This window comes from Luteibacter sp. KNZ12-1A, assembly GCF_056755675.1.
The window spans coordinates 1-19,674 of sequence record NZ_JBPGXU010000033.1 but is presented as its reverse complement, the minus strand read 5'-3'; the positions used below and the strand labels follow the sequence as shown (position 1 = coordinate 19,674).

Annotated in this window: 17 protein-coding genes and 1 pseudogene; 6 read left to right on the top strand and 12 right to left on the bottom strand. The window is 67.6% G+C overall.

The window, feature by feature from the left end; translation table 11 throughout:
- The first annotated feature begins 33 nt into the window (after positions 1-33).
- The 3 genes from ACR9ZJ_RS09175 to ACR9ZJ_RS09165 are packed head-to-tail and all read left to right on the top strand — an operon-like array spanning position 34 to position 2,610.
- Positions 34-813, top strand: a complete 780-nt coding sequence (locus ACR9ZJ_RS09175) for a phosphatase PAP2 family protein (protein ID WP_481287598.1) — start codon at positions 34-36, stop codon at positions 811-813.
- 40 nt (positions 814-853) lie between these two features.
- Complete coding sequence (locus ACR9ZJ_RS09170; protein WP_481279567.1) at positions 854-1,801, top strand: diacylglycerol/lipid kinase family protein; 948 nt, start codon at positions 854-856, stop codon at positions 1,799-1,801.
- The gene (locus ACR9ZJ_RS09165; RefSeq protein ID WP_481287597.1) at positions 1,798-2,610 is read left to right on the top strand and encodes a metallophosphoesterase family protein; all 813 of its coding nucleotides are present in this window, start codon (positions 1,798-1,800) and stop codon (positions 2,608-2,610) included. Before ACR9ZJ_RS09170 ends, ACR9ZJ_RS09165 begins: the two co-directional genes overlap by 4 nt.
- 30 nt (positions 2,611-2,640) lie before the next feature.
- Here the strand turns inward: ACR9ZJ_RS09165 and ACR9ZJ_RS09160 are convergent, their stop codons facing one another.
- Both ACR9ZJ_RS09160 and ACR9ZJ_RS09155 read right to left on the bottom strand, forming a co-directional pair.
- On the bottom strand, positions 2,641-3,447 hold the full coding sequence (locus ACR9ZJ_RS09160) for an SDR family oxidoreductase (protein WP_481287596.1): 807 nt from the start codon (positions 3,445-3,447) through the stop codon (positions 2,641-2,643).
- Positions 3,448-3,503: 56 nt separating this feature from the next.
- Complete coding sequence (locus tag ACR9ZJ_RS09155) at positions 3,504-5,063, bottom strand: POT-type proton-dependent oligopeptide transporter (RefSeq protein WP_481287595.1); 1,560 nt, start codon at positions 5,061-5,063, stop codon at positions 3,504-3,506.
- Between the two features lie 75 nt (positions 5,064-5,138).
- Between ACR9ZJ_RS09155 and ACR9ZJ_RS09150 the strand changes: the two genes are divergently transcribed.
- Positions 5,139-6,191 (top strand): oxidoreductase, encoded by a 1,053-nt coding sequence (locus ACR9ZJ_RS09150; protein WP_481287594.1) that lies wholly within the window; start codon positions 5,139-5,141, stop codon positions 6,189-6,191.
- 7 nt (positions 6,192-6,198) lie between these two features.
- Here the strand turns inward: ACR9ZJ_RS09150 and ACR9ZJ_RS09145 are convergent, their stop codons facing one another.
- From ACR9ZJ_RS09145 to ACR9ZJ_RS09135, 3 genes and pseudogenes are all read right to left on the bottom strand, one after another.
- Positions 6,199-7,074, bottom strand: coding sequence for a sulfurtransferase (locus ACR9ZJ_RS09145; protein WP_481279562.1), 876 nt, complete (start codon positions 7,072-7,074; stop codon positions 6,199-6,201).
- A pseudogene (locus tag ACR9ZJ_RS09140) lies at positions 7,068-7,870 on the bottom strand (CoA pyrophosphatase). Before ACR9ZJ_RS09140 ends, ACR9ZJ_RS09145 begins: the two are co-directional and overlap by 7 nt.
- Positions 7,871-7,906: 36 nt before the next feature.
- The gene (locus ACR9ZJ_RS09135; protein WP_481279561.1) at positions 7,907-8,626 is read right to left on the bottom strand and encodes an FKBP-type peptidyl-prolyl cis-trans isomerase; all 720 of its coding nucleotides are present in this window, start codon (positions 8,624-8,626) and stop codon (positions 7,907-7,909) included.
- Positions 8,627-8,777: 151 nt separating this feature from the next.
- Here ACR9ZJ_RS09135 and ACR9ZJ_RS09130 point away from each other — a divergent pair, with 151 nt between their 5' ends.
- Entirely contained in the window at positions 8,778-9,560 is a 783-nt protein-coding gene (locus ACR9ZJ_RS09130; protein ID WP_481287593.1) for an enoyl-CoA hydratase/isomerase family protein, read from the top strand.
- Positions 9,561-9,569: 9 nt separating this feature from the next.
- Here ACR9ZJ_RS09130 and ACR9ZJ_RS09125 read toward each other — a convergent pair whose 3' ends face one another.
- The 5 genes from ACR9ZJ_RS09125 to ACR9ZJ_RS09105 all read right to left on the bottom strand — a co-directional run bounded on the left by ACR9ZJ_RS09125 (position 9,570) and on the right by ACR9ZJ_RS09105 (position 16,103).
- The gene (locus ACR9ZJ_RS09125; RefSeq protein WP_481287592.1) at positions 9,570-10,406 is read right to left on the bottom strand and encodes a DUF1684 domain-containing protein; all 837 of its coding nucleotides are present in this window, start codon (positions 10,404-10,406) and stop codon (positions 9,570-9,572) included.
- 47 nt (positions 10,407-10,453) lie between these two features.
- Positions 10,454-12,292 carry a DNA mismatch repair endonuclease MutL gene (gene mutL / locus ACR9ZJ_RS09120; RefSeq protein WP_481287591.1) on the bottom strand — a complete coding sequence of 613 codons (1,839 nt, stop codon included), beginning with the start codon at positions 12,290-12,292 and terminating at the stop codon, positions 10,454-10,456.
- 60 nt (positions 12,293-12,352) lie between these two features.
- A complete protein-coding gene (locus ACR9ZJ_RS09115; RefSeq protein WP_481287590.1) occupies positions 12,353-13,978 on the bottom strand; it encodes an N-acetylmuramoyl-L-alanine amidase in 1,626 nt (541 codons plus the stop codon).
- Positions 13,979-14,163: 185 nt separating this feature from the next.
- Positions 14,164-14,634 (bottom strand): tRNA (adenosine(37)-N6)-threonylcarbamoyltransferase complex ATPase subunit type 1 TsaE, encoded by a 471-nt coding sequence (tsaE, locus tag ACR9ZJ_RS09110; RefSeq protein WP_481287589.1) that lies wholly within the window; start codon positions 14,632-14,634, stop codon positions 14,164-14,166.
- Positions 14,631-16,103, bottom strand: coding sequence for an NAD(P)H-hydrate dehydratase (locus ACR9ZJ_RS09105; protein ID WP_481287588.1), 1,473 nt, complete (start codon positions 16,101-16,103; stop codon positions 14,631-14,633). Before ACR9ZJ_RS09105 ends, tsaE begins: the two co-directional genes overlap by 4 nt.
- Before the next feature lie 35 nt (positions 16,104-16,138).
- Between ACR9ZJ_RS09105 and queG the strand changes: the two genes are divergently transcribed.
- On the top strand, positions 16,139-17,203 hold the full coding sequence (gene queG / locus ACR9ZJ_RS09100; protein WP_481287587.1) for a tRNA epoxyqueuosine(34) reductase QueG: 1,065 nt from the start codon (positions 16,139-16,141) through the stop codon (positions 17,201-17,203).
- Positions 17,204-17,207: 4 nt separating this feature from the next.
- On the opposite strand, the gene ACR9ZJ_RS09095 is transcribed toward queG, so the two are convergent.
- Both ACR9ZJ_RS09095 and ACR9ZJ_RS09090 read right to left on the bottom strand, forming a co-directional pair.
- A complete protein-coding gene (locus ACR9ZJ_RS09095) occupies positions 17,208-18,581 on the bottom strand; it encodes a class II 3-deoxy-7-phosphoheptulonate synthase (RefSeq protein WP_481287586.1) in 1,374 nt (457 codons plus the stop codon).
- A gap of 42 nt (positions 18,582-18,623) precedes the next feature.
- Positions 18,624-19,124, bottom strand: a complete 501-nt coding sequence (locus ACR9ZJ_RS09090) for a disulfide bond formation protein B (protein ID WP_481287585.1) — start codon at positions 19,122-19,124, stop codon at positions 18,624-18,626.
- Positions 19,125-19,674: the final 550 nt, after the last annotated feature.

The following is a 19,674-nucleotide window of genomic DNA, read 5'->3' as shown; positions in this document are numbered from 1 at the left end:
GCCGATCCTGACACGAGACGAGGAGCGAACGGAATGGATACCGAGTGGATCAGCCGACATGCCTTGTCGCTCTGGGCCGTCCTGCTCGTTCTTGCGCTGGGCGGTGCGGACGTGGCGTGGCGTCGCGCCATGCGCCGCCGCGAAGGCCACGACGCGGCCGCCCGCGCGTTCCTGCGGCCCGCCACCGCCGTGGCCGTGGTGGTGGCGATGCTGGTGATCGCCACCGCGATCGCGGTCGAGGTGCGTGAGGCGGCCGGCCTGACCGTGTTCGACGCGGATCTCGCGGCGGCCCTGCGCGAGAACATGCCCACGGCGGTGCTGCGCGCCGTGGCCCTGGTCACTCACGCCGGCGATCCCCTCGTGGTCGGCATCGCCACGTTCGTCATCTTCCTCGCACTGCTGTGGCGCCGTCATTTCCGCCTCGCGGCCAGCTGGATCACCACCCTGGTGGGAACCGCCGTCATCAACAGCGCGTTGAAGGCATGGTTCCAGCGCGAGCGGCCCCTGCACGACCATGGCTTCGTCGTCGAACACAGCTATAGCTTCCCGAGCGGCCACGCCTCGGGGTCGATGGTGTTCTACGGCATGCTCGCCTACGTGGCGCTCGTGCTCTGCCCGCCACGCTGGCACCGGGCCATCGTGGTGGCCGCGGTGAGCATGATCACCATCGTCGGGATCAGCCGCATCCTCCTGCAAGTGCATTACTTCAGCGACGTGATGGCGGGGTATGCGACCGGGCTGGCATGGTTGACGCTGTGCGCAGGCGGCGCGGAGTATTTCCGGCTCCGCGAGGGGCGCAAGAGCCTGGCGTGATTTCATGCGGTCGTGACACCGCGAATGGTTGTTTTGGCGAATGAACCCATGCCCTTGCTTCGCCATCGTCATGAACGCCGGATCGGGCAAGCAGGACGCCGAGGCCGCGCGCGCCGAGATCGCCTCGATCCTCGACGCGGCGGGCCGCCCGCATCGCTTCTTCCTCATCGACGGAACCCGCGACATCAAGGACCTCGTCCGCGATGCCGCCGCGCACGCGAAGCGGGAAGGCGGAGCCATCGTGGCCGCCGGCGGCGATGGAACGATCAACTGCGTGGCGGGAACGGCCTGGGCCGAGTCGCTGCCCATGGGTGTGCTGCCGCAAGGCACGTTCAACTTCGTCGGCCGTACGCACGGCATTCCCACGGACACCCGCGGCGCCACGGAAGCCCTGCTAAGGGCGACGCCCTCCGATACCCAGATCGGCATGGTCAACGATCGGGTGTTCCTCGTGAACGCCAGCCTCGGTCTCTATCCGCAGGTGCTGGAAGACAGGGAAACGTGGAAACAGCGTTTCGGCAGGCATCGCATCGTGGCGCTGTGGTCGGGACTGGCGACGATGATGCGCGGCTACCGCCCCCTGCGCATCGAGGTCAGCGACGGCGAGCGCACGCGCCAGTTGCGCACGCCCACGCTGTTCGTGGGCAATAACGCGCTGCAACTCGAAAAGATCGGCCTGCGCGAAGCCGCCGACGTGATGCGTAACGATGGCACGCTTGCCGGCCTCGTGTTGAAACCGATCGGCAGGCTCACCATGCTCGGCCTGATCCTGCATGGCGCGCTGGGCAAGCTCGGTGAAGCGGAGAACGCCGTGAGTTTCGGCTTCCGCGAAATCACCGTGACGCCGAAACACCATCGCCATGCGATCAAGGTGGCCGTCGATGGAGAGATCGTCAGGCTCATGCCGCCACTGGTCTTCCGCGCCGCGCCACGACCGCTGTCCCTGCTCACCGACCGCACGCGCAAGCCGGGCGAGGATCCGGGATGAGCGTGATCGTCCAGATATCCGATCCGCACTTCGGCACGGAGCGGCCCGAGGCGGTAGCGGCGCTCCACGAAGCCATCGTCGCGTTGCGGCCGGACCTGGTGATCCTCTCGGGCGACGTGACCCAACGCGCGCGCCGCGCGCAGTTCGCGGCGGCGAAACGCTTCGTCGATGGCTACGACCGTCCCACGCTGGCGATCCCCGGCAACCACGACGTGCCCTTGTTCAATCTCTTCGCGCGCATCGTCGACCCCTTCGGCGCGTTCCGCCATGCCTTCGGCCATGACCTGGAACCGGAGTTCGAGAACGACGACGTCCTGGCGATCGGCGTGAATACCGTTCGTCCGTCACGGCACAAGGACGGCGCGGTGTCCGATGGCCAGATCGATCGCGTGTGCCGGCGGCTGGCGCGGGCCCTCGAGGATCAGCTGCGTATCGTGGTCACGCACCAGCCCGTGCATGTGATCCGCGAGAAGGACGTCGCCAACCTGCTCATCAACCACGAACGGGCGATCGCCGCCTGGGCCGCCGCGGGTGCCGATCTCATCCTTGGCGGCCATATCCATCTGCCCTACGTGCGCCCGCTCGATACGCAGGCACGCCATCTGGCCAGCGGGTTGTGGTCGGTGCAGGCGGGCACGGCGGTATCCCGGCGTATTCGTGAAGGAATCAGCAATTCGTTCCATGTGATCCGCCACGAGGCATCGCGGGATCGCGGTGCCTGCGTGGTGGAACAGTGGGATTATGACGAGGGAGAACGACGCTTCGCCGCCGGGGTGAAGACGCCGATCCGGCTGGGGCGATCTAGCTAGCATCCATCGCCGGCAGGGTCGGCGATGCTCTTACACGTACTGCATCTTTCGCGACATGCCCCCGTCGACCGTGAAGTTCTCTCCCGTGATGAACCCCGCCTGCGACGACAGCAGAAACACCGCGAGCGCCGCGACATCGGGCGGCACGCCCGCCCTGCCCACCGGGTGCTGCGCATGGTCCGCGGTGGACAACGTCGGTTGACGTCGCTGCGACGGTTTCTTCCAGTCGTCCACGACGATCCATCCCGGATTGATCGCGTTCACGCGTACCGGTCCCGCGCTGATCGCCAGCGCATGGGTGAAGGCCACGATACCCCCCTTGCTCGCGGCATAGGCTTCGGTGTCGGGCTCGGACTGATGCGCACGCGACGAGGCGATGTTGACGATCGCTCCGTTGCTCTTCTTCAACGCCGGCAACGCATGCTTGCTGCACAGGAAGACGCCGCCGAGATTGGTGTCGATGCGGCGTTTCCATTCGTGCCACGCAAGGCCTTCGACAGGCCCCGTATGCGCATCGGCGATGCCGGCGTTGTTCACGAGCCCGTCGATGCGGCCGAAACGACGCAACGCGCTGCCGACGAAGCGCTTCACGCTGGCTTCCCGGGAGACGTCCAGGACCAGGAACGCGGCGCGGTCGCCCGCGTTCCACTCGTCCAGGCAGGCCTTGCCGGCTTCCGCGTCGAGGTCGCCGATGATGACGCTGCCGCCGGCCGCCAGCACCGCCTCGGCGATGCCCTTGCCGATGCCTTGCGCGCCACCGGTGACGAGGACCACCTTGCCCGGCCACTCGACGGCGGCGGAGGCGGGCAGCGGTGAGGACGGTCTGTGATGGGGCATCGCGTTTCTCCTTCACGGTCCACGCGGATCGTCCACGTTTTCCCGTGCAGGCGGCGTCATGCGCGCCGGTAGTAATCCATCTCGCGGTATCGCCTCGCATACAGGCCGAAAGCCAGCGCGGCCACGGCGGCGAACACGGCGAAAAAGAACATCTGGAACGCGGCGGTACCCATGCCGGTACCGGCGATGCCGGCGAGGACCGTCTCGTTGCGCACACCCGCGTTAGCCAGCAGCACCCAGAGGTTGCCCACGGTGACGCTGAGCGTCCAGAAGCTCATCAACGTGCCCTTCATCGAGGGCGGCGCCTGGCTATAGGCGAATTCCAGTCCGGTCGCGGACACGAGCACCTCACCCATCGTGAGGAACACATAGGGGAGGATCTGCCAGGCGACGAAGACCGGATCGCCACCGTCGATCGCGAGCTGGATCGCGCCGACGATCATCCATGCGACGGCCGAGAGCGCGATACCCGTGGTCATGCGGCGCAAGGCGGTCGGTTCGATTCCCGCGCGCCGCAACAAGGGGAACAGCACGAGGTTGTTGAACGGGATCAGCAGCAGGACCAGGGCGGGATTGATCGCCTGCATCTGCGCGGGATGCAGCCATTCCGGCATGGTCATCGCGTTCGCCTGGAGTACCCAGGTGGATGCCTTCTGGTCGAACAACGACCAGAACGGGGTGACCAGCGCGAACACCAGGAGCACGCGCAATACCGCGCCGACACCGTCGACCGCTTCGTCCGGATGCGTGCCCCGCGCGCGTTCCAGCTGCATGCGCGTGCCGATGCCGACGCCTCCGAGCAGGCAGACGAAGGCGAGGCACAGGGCGGCGACGATGCCCAGCATCGGTGCGAGCGCCAGCGACGCGAGGGCGAGACAGGCGGCGAGGACCGCCACCGTCAATCCCGGCCTTCCCTGCCCCGGTGCACGCGCCAGCAACGCCGTAAGGACGACCTTGGTGAATCCATGGGGATCGTTGCCAGCCGGCGGCAGCATCACGTAGTGCCGTCGGCCACTCCAGAACACCAGCGTCGCGACGAACATCAAGGCGCCGGGAATGCCGAACGCCACCGCGGCGCCGTACCGGTGCAGGAAGAAGGGCATCAGCAGCGAGGCCAGGAAGGAACCGACGTTGATCATCCAGTAAAAGGCGTCGAACACCACCTTGGCCAGGTGCCGGTTGCCCTCGTCGAACTGGTCGCCGACGAAGGCCGCGACGCAAGGCTTGATTCCGCCCGCACCCAGGGCGATCAATGCCAGCCCCGTATAGAAGCCGGTGACGCTGTGCTCGAACAGCGCCAGGCACAGGTGGCCCACGCAGTACACGAGGCTGAGCCACAACACGGTCCGGTACTTGCCGAACCAGCGATCGGCCAGCCAGCCGCCGAGCAGCGGAAAGAAGTACACGCCGATCACGAAGGTATGGAATACATCTTTCGCCGCGCCCGGCCGCTCCGTCTCCGGCAGGTACATGAGCAGCGAGGTGACGAGGAACGGGGTGAGGATGTTGCGCATCCCGTAAAAGCTGAAGCGCTCGCAGCCTTCGTTGCCGACGATGTACGGAATCTGCCGGGGCAGGCGCCCGCGCTGGGCGGCGTCGATGTCTAACGTGGTCATGGCCTGGCCCGAAAGCGGTAAAAACGGTGGAATCCTAAACGAAACGATCAGGCCACTCGCGCTAACCTTGCCGCCATGACCCCTACCCGAACCCTCACCCAACCGATCCCCACCGGCCTCATCGGCTATGGCACGGCGGGCGCCTTCTTCCACGCCCCCCTGATCGCGGCCGCCGAAGGCCTGCGCCTGGCAGCCATCGGCAGCCGGCGTTGCGACGACATCCTGCGCGACTTTCCCGAGGCGAAGGCATACGAAAACCCTCAAGACCTGCTCGCCGACCCGACGATCGAGCTGGTGGTGATCGCCACTCCCAACGAGAGCCATGCGTCGCTCGCCCGCGCCGCGCTGGAGGCGGGCAAGCACGTGGTCGTGGATAAACCGTTCACCTTGAACGCCGCCGAGGCCGAGGCGCTGATCGCCCTGGCGTCGGAACGCGGTCGCAAGCTCTCGGTCTTCCAGAACCGGCGCTGGGACAACGATTTCCTCACCGTGCGCCGTCTCGTCGAAGACGGCCGGCTGGGCGAGGTCGCGTACTATGAAGCGCATTTCGACCGGTTCAGGCCGGAGATCAAGCAAGGGTGGCGCGAAACGGAGGCACCGGGTTCCGGCCTGCTCTACGACCTGGGCGCGCACCTTATCGACCAGGCCCTGGTGTTGTTCGGCCTGCCGCTGGCGGTCACGGCCGACGTGACCCGGCAACGTGCCGCCGCGCGGGCCGACGATTACTTCCACCTCGTGCTCGATTACGGCCGCCGCCGCGCGGTGCTGCACGCCTCGGTGCTCGTGCGCGACCCCGGCCCGCGCTATCTAGTGCATGGCGACGGCGGCAGCTTCGTCAAGTACGGCATCGACGGGCAGGAGGCGGCGCTGCGCGAGGGGCGGCGTCCCGGCGGCGACGGCTGGGGCGAGGACGACGCGGCCCTGTTCGGCCGATTCACCGACGCCGACGGCAGCGTGACCACGATCGAGACCCTGCCCGGCCGCTACACCGCCTTCTACGACGGCGTGGCCGCGGCGATCCGCGATGGCACGGCGCTACCGGTGGAGGCGCGCGAGGCGCGCGACGTGATCCGCGTGATCGAGGCGGCGCAGGTGAGCGCGCGGGAGCGGCGTACGGTTCCGCTCTGAAGGGCGTTCAGCCCTCGCCCGTCGCCACCGCGCGCGAGGGATCGCTCACCCAACCGCTCCACGACGGTGCATACAGCCGCGAGCCGCACAGGCCCGCGTACTCCATCGCCAACAGGTTGTGGCAGGCGGTGACACCGGACCCGCACATGTGCACGACATCCTCCGCCGGGTGTGGGGCGATCATCGCGTTGAATGCCCGCGCCAGTTCCTCCGGCGAACGGAACCGGCCTTCCGCGTCCAGGTTGTCGGAGAAGGGACGATTGCGCGCACCGGGCACATGACCCGCCACCGGGTCCAGCGGCTCCACCTCGCCCCGGTAACGCGGCGCCGCACGCGCATCGAGCAGGAGCAGGCGGCCACTGGCGACCCCTTCGGCCAACGCTTCCGCGTTCACGGTGCCCGCCTCGTCGAAGACGGCATGCACCGTCGTCGGCTCGCGCAGCGGCAGCACGTTGTCCGTGGGCAGGCCCTCCGCCAGCCACGCCGGCCAGCCACCATCCAGCACCGCCACGTTGTCGATGCCGGCCAACCGCGCCAGCCACCAGAAGCGCGCGGCGGCGAGCGATCCGCCTGCGGCATCGTAGACGACCACCTGCACGTCGGGCCGCCACCCGGCGCGGGAAAGCCATGCCGAGAAGGATGCGGCCGATGGCAGCGGATGGCGCCCACGTCCCTGCGAAGGCGTCGCCATGTCGGCGAGGTCGCGGTCGAGGTCGGCACGCACCGCTCCCGGTACATGCGACAACGCATAGTCCTGGTCACCCTTGCCCGGATCGCGTCCTCCCGGCTGGTTGAGGTCGAAGCGCGCGTCGACGAAGAGTACGTCGTGCGCCGGCAAGTGGGCGGCCGTGGCCGCGTCGATCAGCGTGCGCGAGATCAGCATGGGTGACCCATCCGTTTCAGCAGGTTCAACAGGATGGCCGCCGTCACGCCCCAGATGCGATAGCCCGCATGGAGGAACTCGACCATGTCGCGGCGGTGACCACGGAATTCCATCGTGTAGCGGCGCAGGTTCGCCGGTTCGAGGAAGAACGCGAAAGGTACTTCGAACACTTCGGCCACCTCGCCCGGGTCCGGCTTGAGTTCCGCGTTGGCGGCAACGCGCGCGACCACGGGCGTGACCGAGTAGCCACTGATGGTCTCGAACGATTCGAGGAAGCCCAGCGGCGTCACCATCGCCGCGTCCAGGCCGATTTCCTCCTGGCTTTCGCGCAGCGCGGCAGCCACCACGCCGGCATCGTCGGGTTCGACGCGGCCGCCGGGGAAAGCGACCTGCCCCGCATGCTGTTGCAAGGTGTCGGTGCGCACGGTGAGCAGCACGTTCTGCTCGCGGTCGTCGCGGATGCCGATCAAAACCGCGGCCGGACGCCTCGGCGCATCGCCGATCAATTCGGCCATGTCATCGTGGTTCCACCCGCGCGGGCCAGGGGGTGCCTCCAGGGGAAGCAGCGCGCCGCGAAGCCTCTCCAGCATGTCGTCCATCAGCCAGCCTGCCGGCGGGGCAGGATCTCATCCATGATCCACAGCTTCTGCGCATCGTTCAGGGTCGACCACCGGGCGATCTCGTCGCCCGTGCGCAGGCAGCCCATGCACAGGCCGCGCGCGTCGAGCCGGCAGACGCCCGTGCAGGGCGTCAAGGGAAGCGTGGAGGAGGTAGCGATGGCCATACCGTCGGCCATTCTAGCGCGAGCGGGGGCGGCGCGGCGGCGCCGGCCCTACTGGCGGATATCGACCAGTTCGATCTCGAACACCAGGGCTTCGTTGGGGCCGATGCGCGGCAGTTCGCCGCGTTCGCCATACGCCAGCGCCGGCGGGATCACGACCTTCCAACGATCGCCAACCCGCATGCGCGGGATCACGTCCTGCCAGCCGGGGATGACACGGTTCACCGTGAACGTCACCGGCTTGCCATGCGCATAGGAGCTGTCGAATTCCGTACCGTCGATCAATGCGCCACGATAGTTGACCACCACCGTGCTGGTGACCTGGGCCTGCGGACCACGACCCTTGGCGAGCACGGCGTACTGGATACCGGACGGCAAGGTGACCACGCCGGGACGCGTGCGGTTGCGCGCGAGGAAATCGGCGCTGCGCTTCGCGTTGGCCAGGGCCACGCGGCGGAATTCCACCGCCGAATCGCGTTGCACCTTGGCGTCGAAATTCACCAGTTGCTGCTGCATCACGTCGATCGACACGCCGGGCGGCCGCTTCGCGTAGCCGTCCTGCAAGGCCTTCACGAGGACGGCGATATCGACGTCGGGTTGCGCGCTGTTCGCGAACTGGGTGCCGATCTGGTAACCGATGGCGTACGACAGCTTGGTCTTGTCGATCGCCGGGGCACCCGAGGCCGGTGCCGTGGGCGCCGACTGCGCGCACGCCGCTCCGGCGGACAGCGACAGCGCGACGAACATGACCAGGAAACGCAAGGGTGACATCCCGTTCTCCGTGAACCCGGAACCGTGGGCGTGCGTGGAGGATAGTCCATCGGCATCCGGCCCGCCCGTTCGCCATGAGACGCCAAGCCGGGGGCAAAGGTTCCCCTGCCTGCTACCATCCGCCTCCTTGTCCCGCCGCCAGGAACCCGACATGGCCTTCCGCACCCTCACTACCGCCGACCGCGGCGCCGTCCGCACGATCACCGTCAATCGCCCCGACAAGCTCAACGCGTTGAACCGCGAAACCATCGGCGAACTGACCCTGGCCTTCCGCCAGGCGGCCCAGGACGACGCGGTGCGCGTGGTGGTGTTGTCGGGTGCCGGTGAGAAAGCCTTCGTGGCCGGCGCGGACATTTCCGAGATGACCGCCTGGTCGCCCGTGAAGGCGCAGGCCGCATCCCGCGCGGGACAGGACCTGATGCTCACGATCGAGCGCCTCGGCAAGCCCGTGATAGCCCGCATCCAGGGCTATGCGCTGGGCGGCGGCATGGAGCTGGCGATGGCCTGCCACCTGCGCGTGGCCAGCGAGAAGGCCCGTTTCGGCCAGCCCGAGATCGGTCTCGGCCTGATCCCCGGATTCGGCGGAACGCAGCGGCTGACCCGCCTTGCAGGGCGCGGCGCGGCGCTGGAGCTGTGCCTGCTCGGCCAGCAGGTGGACGCGGCGCGGGCCGAACGGCTGGGCATCGTCACCCGTGTCGTCGCCGCCGAGGAACTGGACGCGACGGTGGACGCGATGGCCGATCAGCTGGCGACCGCGGCGCCGCTGGCACTGAGGGGCATCCTCGACGCCGTGATCGAAGGTGGCGAATGCGCCATCGACCAGGGCCTGGCGTTTGAAACGCAGGGCTTCGCCATCGCCTTCTCCACCGAGGACATGCGCGAGGGCACCTCGGCTTTCCTCGAACGGCGCAAGGCTTCGTTCAAGGGCGTGTAACCACCGGCCTCAGTGCGACGCGCCGCGGTAGTTCAGTTCCCCGGCCGTCACGCGCACGTCGAGACGATTCTCCGGCGGAGCCAGCTGGCAGGTCGCGTACGGCGTGAACACGCAAGGCGGATTGCGCGCCTCGTTGAAATCGATCACCAGCTTGCCGTCCTTCGCCAGCGGGGTGTCGAGGAAGCGCGCCGCGCCATAGGTCTCCTTGCCGCTGGTGAGGTCGGCGAAGACGAAGAACAACGCGTCCGGTGTTTCCTGGACCGGATACAACTCGAACGTCCTGCCCTCGTGCACGAACACGGCCTTGCCCGGAACCTTCTCCTTCTCGATCGTGCCCAGCACCGTGCCCATCTCCAGTTCCATCGGTGGATCGAACGGCACCCAGTCGGCGACGATCCGCCAGGCCGGATCGATCGGGAAATAGTCCAGCCCCAGGAATCCCGTGCGCGTTTCCGCGTTCTCGTCTTTCACGCGCAAGGCCTTCCGGCCGTCACGCGCGATCACGAAAAAATGCGCCGAGCCGAAACGTACCTCGGTAGCGGCCTGAGTCGGCGACGCATCGTCCACCAGGACCGCGCGTTCCACCGTCCTGCCGTCGACGAGGGCGCCGCTACCCTTGGCCGGTTCGAACACGACGGTGCCCCGCTCGTCGAGCGTGGCGACGCCCAACCGCTCCGGGCCCACCTTCAACACGATGTCGTTGTCCGGCGCACTGCCCAGGCGGTTGGGGCCGGGCTGCAGCCATTCGAGCCCGACAAGGCTCAACCATCCGCCTGGCGCCGTGAGCAAGGCGAGGCGTTCGGCGCGCGCTCGTTCGACGGATGCGGTTTCGGAGGGGGAAAGCATGGGTAAACCTCGGCATATGGACGGCTGGCCGTCCGATTCTTGGAAACCTATCGGCCGCGCAGGAAAAGGCGGTCCAACTCACCCAGCGACAACTGCACCCAGGTCGGGCGGCCGTGGTTGCACTGGCCGGAGCGTTCCGTGGCTTCCATCTCGCGCAGCAACGCGTTCATTTCAGGAATACCGAGGCGGCGCCCGGCGCGCACGGAGCCGTGGCAGGCCATGGTGGAAAGCAATTCGTTTTCCAGTTCCTCGAGACGGCGCGAGCTACCGTGCTGGGCGAGCTCGGCCAGCACGTCGCGAGTGAGCTGGCTGACGTCGGCGCCTTCCAGCAGCGACGGAATGCGGCGAACCACCACGCCAGCCGGACCGCTGCGCGACAACTCAAGGCCCCACTCGCCGAGTGCGTCGGCGTGCTCCTCGGCCGCCGCCGCTTCCTTCGCGCTGACCGCGATCGTCAGCGGCACGAGCAACATCTGCGAACGCAGGTTGGCGGTGATCCGGCCGCTCTTGAGCTTTTCGTAGGTGATGCGTTCGTGCGCGGCGTGCATATCGACCAGCACGAGGCCGTGTTCGTTCTCTGCCAGCACGTAGATGTTCTTCAACTGCGCGATGGCGTAACCCAGCGGCGGGACATCCCCACCCTGCTCCGCCTCGCTGCCGGACGGCGGCGTCCACGAGGTCGCGGGTCGTGGCGGCGCGATCGATCCGAACAGCGTGGCGTAGTCGGCCAGCGGCTCGTCGCGCACGCCGAGGCTCAATCGCGACTGGCTCGATGCCTGCGGCCATGCCGGCATCGCCGGCGAAGACGACAGGCGGTTTTCGTAGGACGTGCCGCCGGCTGCCGCCATCAGCGGGACGGACGGTTCGGCTATCGGCGCGGACACCCCGGCGCGGGTCTGTGCCAGGGCCTCGTGCAAGGTACGGAAGAGGAAATCGTGGATCAGGCGCTGCTCGCGGAAACGGACCTCGTTCTTGGCGGGATGCACGTTGACGTCGACGCCTGCGGGATCGAGCTCCAGGAACAGCACGAAGACGGGGTGGCGCCCATGGAACAGCACGTCCGCATAGGCCTGGCGCACCGCATGCGCGACCACACGATCGCGCACGAGGCGGCCGTTCACGTAGAAATACTGCTGGTCGGCCTGCGAGCGGGACGCGGTCGGCAGGCCGACCCAACCGGACAGCCGCATCCCGGCGGCGGCATGTTCCACGCGCAGCGCCTGCCCCGGGAATTCCGGGCCGAGCACTTCGGCCACGCGTGCCAGCGCGGCGTTTTCATCGCGCGCGGGCTTGAGCAGGCGTACCGGCTTGCCGTTGTGGCTGAGGCGGATATCCACGCCTTCGCGCGCCAGCGCCAGCGACTTCAGGAGATCGTCGATATGCGCGAACTCCGTGCGTTCGGCGCGGAGGAACTTGCGCCGCGCGGGCACGTTGTAGAAGAGGTCTCGCACTTCGATGGTCGTGCCGGGCGGATGCTGGGCGGGACGCGCCTCCTGCAGGCGGCCGCCGTCGACATCGATGCGCCATGCGGAGTCTTCGCCCTGCTGGCGGGAAGTCAAGGAGAAGCGTGCCACCGACGACACCGACGCCAGCGCTTCACCGCGAAAGCCCATGCTGGCCACGCGCTCGAGGTCGTCGAAGCTGCCGATCTTGCTGGTCGCGTGCGATGCCACCGCCAGCGCCAGTTCCTCGCGCGGGATACCGCCGCCGTCGTCGCGCACGCGGATGAGCCGCACCCCGCCCTGCTCGATGTCGACCTCGATGCGACGCGCACCGGCGTCGATGCTGTTCTCGACGAGCTCCTTCACCACCGAGGCGGGACGCTCGATCACTTCTCCGGCCGCGATCTGGTTGATCAGTTCAGGTGGAAGGGGACGAATGGGCATGGGACACGACCTGACGGGCATTCAGGTCGAAAGAATAGCCCAAGCGGGTGCGGCCCCGCTTCAGCCCGACGGAATCACCATCACCGTGCCGATGCGCACATTGTTGTCCGTCATCTTGTTGGCCAGCTTCAGCGCGCCGACCGATACCCCGTACTGCTGGGCGATGCCGGTCAGCGTCTCGCCGCGGTTGACGCGATGGACGTCGCGGACGTTTTCGTCGGCGCGCGCGGTGGATTTCTTCACCGGCGCGGGCGTATCGGCGGATGCGAGCTGCCTGTCGTCCGGCTTCGCGGCCGGCTTCTTCGGTGGCGGCGTGCGCGTCGCCGACTTCACCGCGCCGGAGGCGACGGCATCGGCGTCGGCGCCTGCCGCCGGCGTGGCCGGGGCCGACGCCGCCGTCGAGGCGACCGACGTGCCGTTCCGGCGTGCCGCCTGGGCGGCGAACCAGGTACCCGGCGGAGGCATCGACTCGAAGTAGTTGCGCACGCCGCCCAGGACGGCGGTGGCGAGTTCACGGCGGTGACCGTCGTCGCGCAGGCGTCGTTCCTCGGAAGGATTGGTGATGAAGGCGGTCTCGACCAGGATCGAGGGCACGTCCGGCGAACGCAGCACCACGAAGTTGGCCCGCTCCACGTAGCCACGATGGGTGGGACCAAGGCGGCCCAGCGCTTTCAGGACGTTGCCGGCGATCGATTCGCTGGCCTGCATCGCGTAGCCCTGTTGCAGGTCGAGCAGCACGGCGGCGAGCGTGTCGTCCTTGTCGTCGAGCGACACGCCGCCGACAAGGTCGGCCCGGTTTTCGCGGTCGGCCAGCCAACGCGCGGCTTCGGAGGTCTTGCCACGAGGGGACAGCACCCAGACCGACGAGCCCTTGGCGTCGCTGTTCTTGAACGCGTCCGCGTGGATCGAGACGAACATGTCCGCGTTGTGCTCGCGCGCGATCTGGTAGCGCCGCTTCAGCGGAATGAAGTAATCGCCGTTGCGCGTGAGGACCGCCTGCATCCCCGGCTGGCGATTGATCTGGTCGGCGAGTTCGCGCGCCACCTGCAAGGTGACATCCTTCTCGCGCAGGCCGGTCGCGCCGCGCGCGCCCGGGTCCTCACCCCCGTGGCCAGCGTCGATGGCGACCACCACCTTGCGCTCGGCGGCCAGCATCGGCGGCTTGCCCGCGGGAACCGACTTGCCGCGTGAGCCGCGCGGCGCGGTCGCCACAGTCGCCTCGGCCGGCGCATCCGCCACGGAAGGGGCGTCGTCGGTGACCGGGTTGTCGCCAGGATCGCTCTGCCCGCCGGGATAGAGATCCAGCACGAGGCGATAGCCGTAGTCGCCGGCGGGCTTGAGCAGGAAGCTCTTCGGCTTGGCCTTCGGGTCGACCGTGGCGACCATGCGAGCGCTGCCACCCTGCTTGCCGGCCGTCATCGACTTGAACAGGCCTTGCCCGCCCGGTGCGGCGAAGTCACCCGACACGGCGCTCCCGGCAATGTCGAGGACGACACTGCCCGGGGTATCGCCCTGGGACATCTTGTAGGTCGCCGGACCGGACAAATCGAACACCACCCGGGTGTATTCCGGGCCAGCCCAGACCCGGGCGGCCTTGATGTCGGCCGCTGTCGAGACGGCAGGGGCCAGCGTCGCGACGGCGGTCACGCACGCAAGGAGGCCAAGTTTGATAGTGATTCCCCTCATACGGCCAGGATTGAACTGCAAGCGCCCGCTGAATGCAAGACGTTTTCCCTTGTTAATCCATGACCTGCGAAACCTTCGTCAACGGGCGTACAGGAATGCCTCGCAACCGACGACCGGGGATGCCGGTGGGAACCGCCTTGTGTGTCGATGCAGAACCTGTTGAAACACAAGGCCTTGTACGCGCGTCAGGTGCGCCAGACACCCAGCGATCGGAGGATGTGCTCTCCCACCGGGGACCGCGCCTCGAAAAGGACGGCACGTCCCTGCCCTTCGTGGCGGAAGCTCAATTCGAGGTCGGCCGCCGGCAACGCACCGGTACCGCGCTCGGGCCACTCCACCAGCACGATGGCCCCCGGTTCGGCCAGGCTGTCCAGCCCCAGCCATTCCAGTTCACCCGGATCGGCGATGCGGTAGAGGTCGAGGTGGAAGGCCCGGCGCTCGCCGATGTCGTAGCCCTCCACCAGGCTGTACGTGGGGCTCTTCACACGTTCGCCGACGCCCAGGGCCCGGAGGAACGCCCGTGCGAAGGTGGTCTTTCCCGCGCCGAGGTCGCCGTGAAGGTAGGCGACGAGGCCAGCGGGCACCTGCTGCGCGAGGCGGCGTCCCAACGCCATGGTGGCTTCCTCGTCGACGAGGTTCCATTCCAGGGCGCTCATGCGTCGAGTCCGTTGACGAGTCGACGGAGTGGGTCGAGCAGGTCGCCCGCCAGCAGCCCTCGCTCACCTGCCCGTGCCGCGACGTCGGCCGCGCGCGCGTGCAGGCCGACGCCAAGGCAGGCCGCCTCGTAAGGTTCGCAGCCCTGGCCCATGAGGCCGGCGACGATGCCGGTGAGGGTGTCGCCCATGCCGCCGCTGGCCATGCCGGGGTTGCCCCAGGGGCACACCGCCACCTGTCCGTCGGGCGAAACGATCAGGCTGCCGTTGCCCTTGAGGACGACCACCGCGCGATATCTCCTCGCCATCTCGCGCCCGGCGGCGAAACGATCCGCCTGCACGTCCGCTGTCGCGACACCGAGCAAGCGTCCCGCCTCGCCCGGATGGGGCGTCAGAACGATGCGCGCCGGGAGTGGGCGTGGCTCGGCATGCAGCAGGTTGAGGCCATCGGCATCGAGGACCGTGGGCAGGCCCGCGTCGAGCGCCGTCGTCCACAAGGCATGGCCCCAGGCGGACTGGCCGAGGCCCGGACCGAGCGCGACGACGGAAGCCTTTTCCAGCATCGGCTGCAAGGCCTGTGGCCCATTGACCCCATGCGCCATCAGTTCCGGGCGTGCCGCGTTCATCGCCAGCACGTTTTCCTCGCGGGTAGCCACGCTGACGAGGCCGGCGCCGGTACGCAATGCCGCCTCCGCGGCCATCCTCACGGCGCCGCCCATGCCATGGTCGCCGCCGATGGCGAGGACATGGCCGTTCCCGCCCTTGTGCGAGTCGCGTGGACGCCGAGGCAGCCCGGTCGGTTCGAGCAGGCGCGCATCCGGCGCCTCGAGGATGCTCCCCGGCAGGCCGAGGTCGAACAGTTCCACTTCGCCAGCCACCTCCGCGCGATAGGTATGCAGGCCGCGCTTGTGCACGATGAAGCTCGCGGTGGCGGCGGCATGGACGGCGACACCCGGGCATGCGCCCGTGTCCGCCGAGAGGCCGGAAGGTACGTCCAGCGCGAGCACCGGCAGGCCCGATGCGTTGACCGCTTCGATGGCGCTGGCCGCCTGACCTTCGGGAGCGCGGTTCAGGCCCGTGCCGTAGATGCCATCCACGATCACGTCGGCGGGCGGTAGCAGGTTCCAGTCGGTGAGAGGATGGACGGCGCCCCCCAGCGCCTCGAAGGCTTCGCGGGCACGGGCGGCATCCCCTCCCTTCGGCGGATCGAGCGCCACGAGATCCACGGATAGTCCCGAGGCCAGCGCGTCCCGGGCGACGAGATAGCCGTCGCCACCGTTGTTTCCCGCGCCGCATACCACGCGCAGCCGCCGTGCGGCGGGCCAGCGCCGCCGCAGCATGGCGAAGGCGGCAGCCGCCGCACGCGTCATCAGTTCGAAGCCGGGAATGCCGAGCTCGCCGATCGCGCGTCGGTCGATCGCGCGGGACTGCCCGGATGTGAAGAGGGCGATACCGAGATGGGGTGCGGTCATCGGACGATTATAGGAGCCCCCGGTAGAATGGACGCATGTCCGCTTCCTCTTCCATCGACTACGCCGACCTCGCCGCCCAGATCAAGCAATGGGCTCGCGAGCTCGGTTTCGCGGACGTGGGCGTCGCGGGCATCGAGCTGGGCGACGACGAGGCGTACCTGGAACGCTGGCTGGCCGAAGGACACCACGGCGAAATGGACTACATGGCTCGCCATGGCAGGCGGCGTAGCCGTCCCGCGGAACTGGAGCCGGGCACGCTTCGCGTGATCTCCGTTCGCATGGATTATGTACCGCCGGGCACGCCGAATGCCTGGGATGTCATCCACGACCGCGAGCAGGCCTATATCGCCCGCTACGCCCTAGGCCGCGATTACCACAAGGTGATGCGCAACCGCCTGCAGAAGCTCGCCGCGAAGATCGAAGAGCGTGTCGGCGACTTTCGCTATCGTGCGTACGTCGATTCCGCACCGGTGCTGGAAAAGGCGATCGCGCGCAACGCGGGGCTTGGCTGGATCGGCAAGCACACGGTACTGATCAACAAGCGGGCGGGCTCCTACTTCTTCCTCGGCGAGCTCTATACCGACTTGCCGTTACCCGTGGACGAGCCGGCCAGCGCCCACTGTGGCAGTTGCCGGCGCTGCATCGACGTCTGCCCCACGCAGGCGATCGTAGGGCCGTACCGGCTGGATGCACGCAAGTGCATTTCCTACCTCACCATCGAACTCAAGGGCAGCATTCCCATCGAGTTGCGCGAACCGATGGGCAACCGCGTCTTCGGTTGTGACGATTGCCAGCTGGTTTGCCCCTGGAACAAGTTCGCGCAAGAGGCGACCGAGCCCGACTTCGCACCGCGACATAGCCTCGATGGACCCAGGCTGGTCGACCTGTTCGCCTGGAGCGAGCAGGAGTTCCTCTCGCGCACGGAAGGCATGGCGATACGCCGCGCCGGCTATGAAGGTTGGCTGCGCAATATCGCCGTGGGCCTGGGCAATGCGCCCACAAGCGACGAAGTCATCACCGCGCTCGACGCGCGCGCCGGCGATCCGTCACCGGTCGTGCGCGAGCATGTGGCGTGGGCCCGGGAACGGCACGACCGCTAAGGAGTCAGACCATCCCGCCGGATTTGCGCACGATCAGCATCGCCATTTCCAGCGACTGCTCATAGTTGAGTCGCGGATCGACCATGGAGCGGTAGGCACGATCGAGGTCGCCTTCGACGAGGTCGCGGGCACCGCCAAGGCATTCCGTGACATCTTCGCCCGTGAGTTCGAGATGCACGCCGCCGAGACGCGTACCGGCCGCGGCGTGGATGTCGAAAGCCTGGTCGAGTTCGCCGGCGATGTTGGCGAAGCGCCGGGTCTTGTAGCCGTTGCTGGTGCTCTCGGTGTTGCCGTGCATCGGATCGGCCACCCACAGCACGCGACGTCCCTCGCGCTTCACCGCCTCGAGCAACGGCTGCAGGTGCGTACCGATCTTGTCGTTACCCATGCGATGGATGAGGGTCAGGCGGCCCGGCTCCTCGTTCGGGTTGAGGACATCGATCAGGCGCAGCAGATCGTCCGCCTGGACCGTCGGGCCAACCTTCACCGCGATGGGATTGCGGATGCCACGGAAGTACTCCGTGTGCGCGCCGTCGAGCGCGGCGGTGCGCATGCCGATCCAGGGAAAGTGCGTGGACAGGTTGAACCAGCCGTCCTGTCGCGGCACCCGCCGGGTGAGGGCTTCCTCGTAGTGCAGCAGGAGCGCCTCGTGCGAGGTGTAGAAGTCCACGCGCGAGTAGCTGGAGATCGATTGCCCGGCGAGAGTCTCCATGAAACGCAGCGAATCGCCGATGCTGGCGACCATGCGCTTGTATTCCGCGGCGAGCGGCGAATGCTCCACCCAGGCGAGATCCCAGTATTCGGGATGGTGCAGGTCGGCGAAGCCGCCGTCGATCAATGCGCGAACGAAGTTCATCGTCATCGCCGAGCGTGCATGCGCCTTGATGAAACGCTGTGGATCGGCGCGGCGCGCCTCGGGCGTGAACTCGGGGCTGTTGACCAGATCGCCCCGGAAGGCCGGCAACGTCACGCCATCGCGGGTTTCCGTGTCGGCCGATCGCGGCTTCGCGTACTGGCCGGCAAAACGACCGACGCGCAACACCGGTTTCTTCAGGCCGTGCACGAGCACGAGGCTCATCTGCAACAGCACCTTGAGCCGATTCGAAATGATCGGGCTGTTGCAGTCCGCGAAGCTCTCCGCGCAATCGCCGCCCTGGAGCAGGAAGCGTTCGCCGTCCTGCGCTTCGGCGATGCGCTCCTTCAGCGCCAGGATCTCCCACGAGGTGACCAGCGGCGGCAGTTCACCGAGCTGCGCCAGCGCGCGGTTGAGCTCGTCGGCGTCTTCGTACGTCGGCTGCTGGAGGGCGGTCCTCGACCGCCACGAGCCCGGCGTCCAGTCGATGGACGGGGGAACTACGGCTTTGAGGGAGTGCTGCATGGGGTAATGCCTACGTGGAAGCGCCTCGCGAGGCGCGGAAAGTCAACGAACGCTGCGGCGCAGGGACAGGAGAGCCCACACGACGAGAACGACGAACCAGAACAGGGTCCATCCCGGCATCGGCACGCCGAGGATCGGCTCGATCTTCGCGCACTCGCCAGAGCCAGTGAATGCCAGTTTCAGCATCTTCATGAACGGAAACGCGTCGAACAGGTAGCCCAGTCCAGGGCCGCAGGCAGGAACCTCGCTGGCAGGAAGGGACTGCAGCCACAGGTGACGCCCTGCCGTGGCGATGCCCCACAGTCCACCTAGCGTGATGAGGATCGCGTAGGTGGCGCGAGCGCCGCGCTTCACCGGCGCATGCAACCCACCGATGAGAAAGAACAGGCCCATGAAGCACACAGCGATGCGCTGGAAGATGCACAGCGGACACGGGTCCAGGTGCATCACGTACTGCGAGTACAACGCAAAGCCCATGAGGGCCGCGCAGACAACGAAAGCAGCGAGATAGCGTGTGCGGAAGGACCAGTTACGAGGGTTCATGTGGGGATGGTGCGATGCGGGACACCCACGTTAACTCTTTGTGTAGGCACTTGTCAGCAGGCGAACGCAGTTTCATTGGTAACCATGTCAATCACTTGTGAGGTGCGCAGAGAGCACGGAGGTATTGTGTGCACAAGCAACGCCCGCCATCTGAGCGGACACTGCTCCCGTGTGGACGCCTTCCCCGGAGGGAAGCCGTCTTCGTGCAAGATCCCCTCACCGTGGTGGGAGCGGACCGTGTCCGCGAACCCTCACCCTGGGATGAGCGAACGAGGCGATGCATCGCAACCGAGCGAGCGGTGACAAGCCTCGCCCGATCAGTGCAAGCCTCCTTCGCCACCGGAGAGATCGAGGACTCGCGGGCCAGCCCGCTTCCCACCCGGGTGCGGCAAACGGCAAGCGAAGGGGCAAGTGGCACGCAACTAGCGGGATGGCGAGCGGTGCTCTTTCAACCCACCCCAGGGTCGAGAGAGCTGCCGGGCGCCACCCTCGGCGCGACATTAGGAGCCGAGGACGGGCGGGCGGAGAAGGCCCGTCAGGGGGCCGGCCA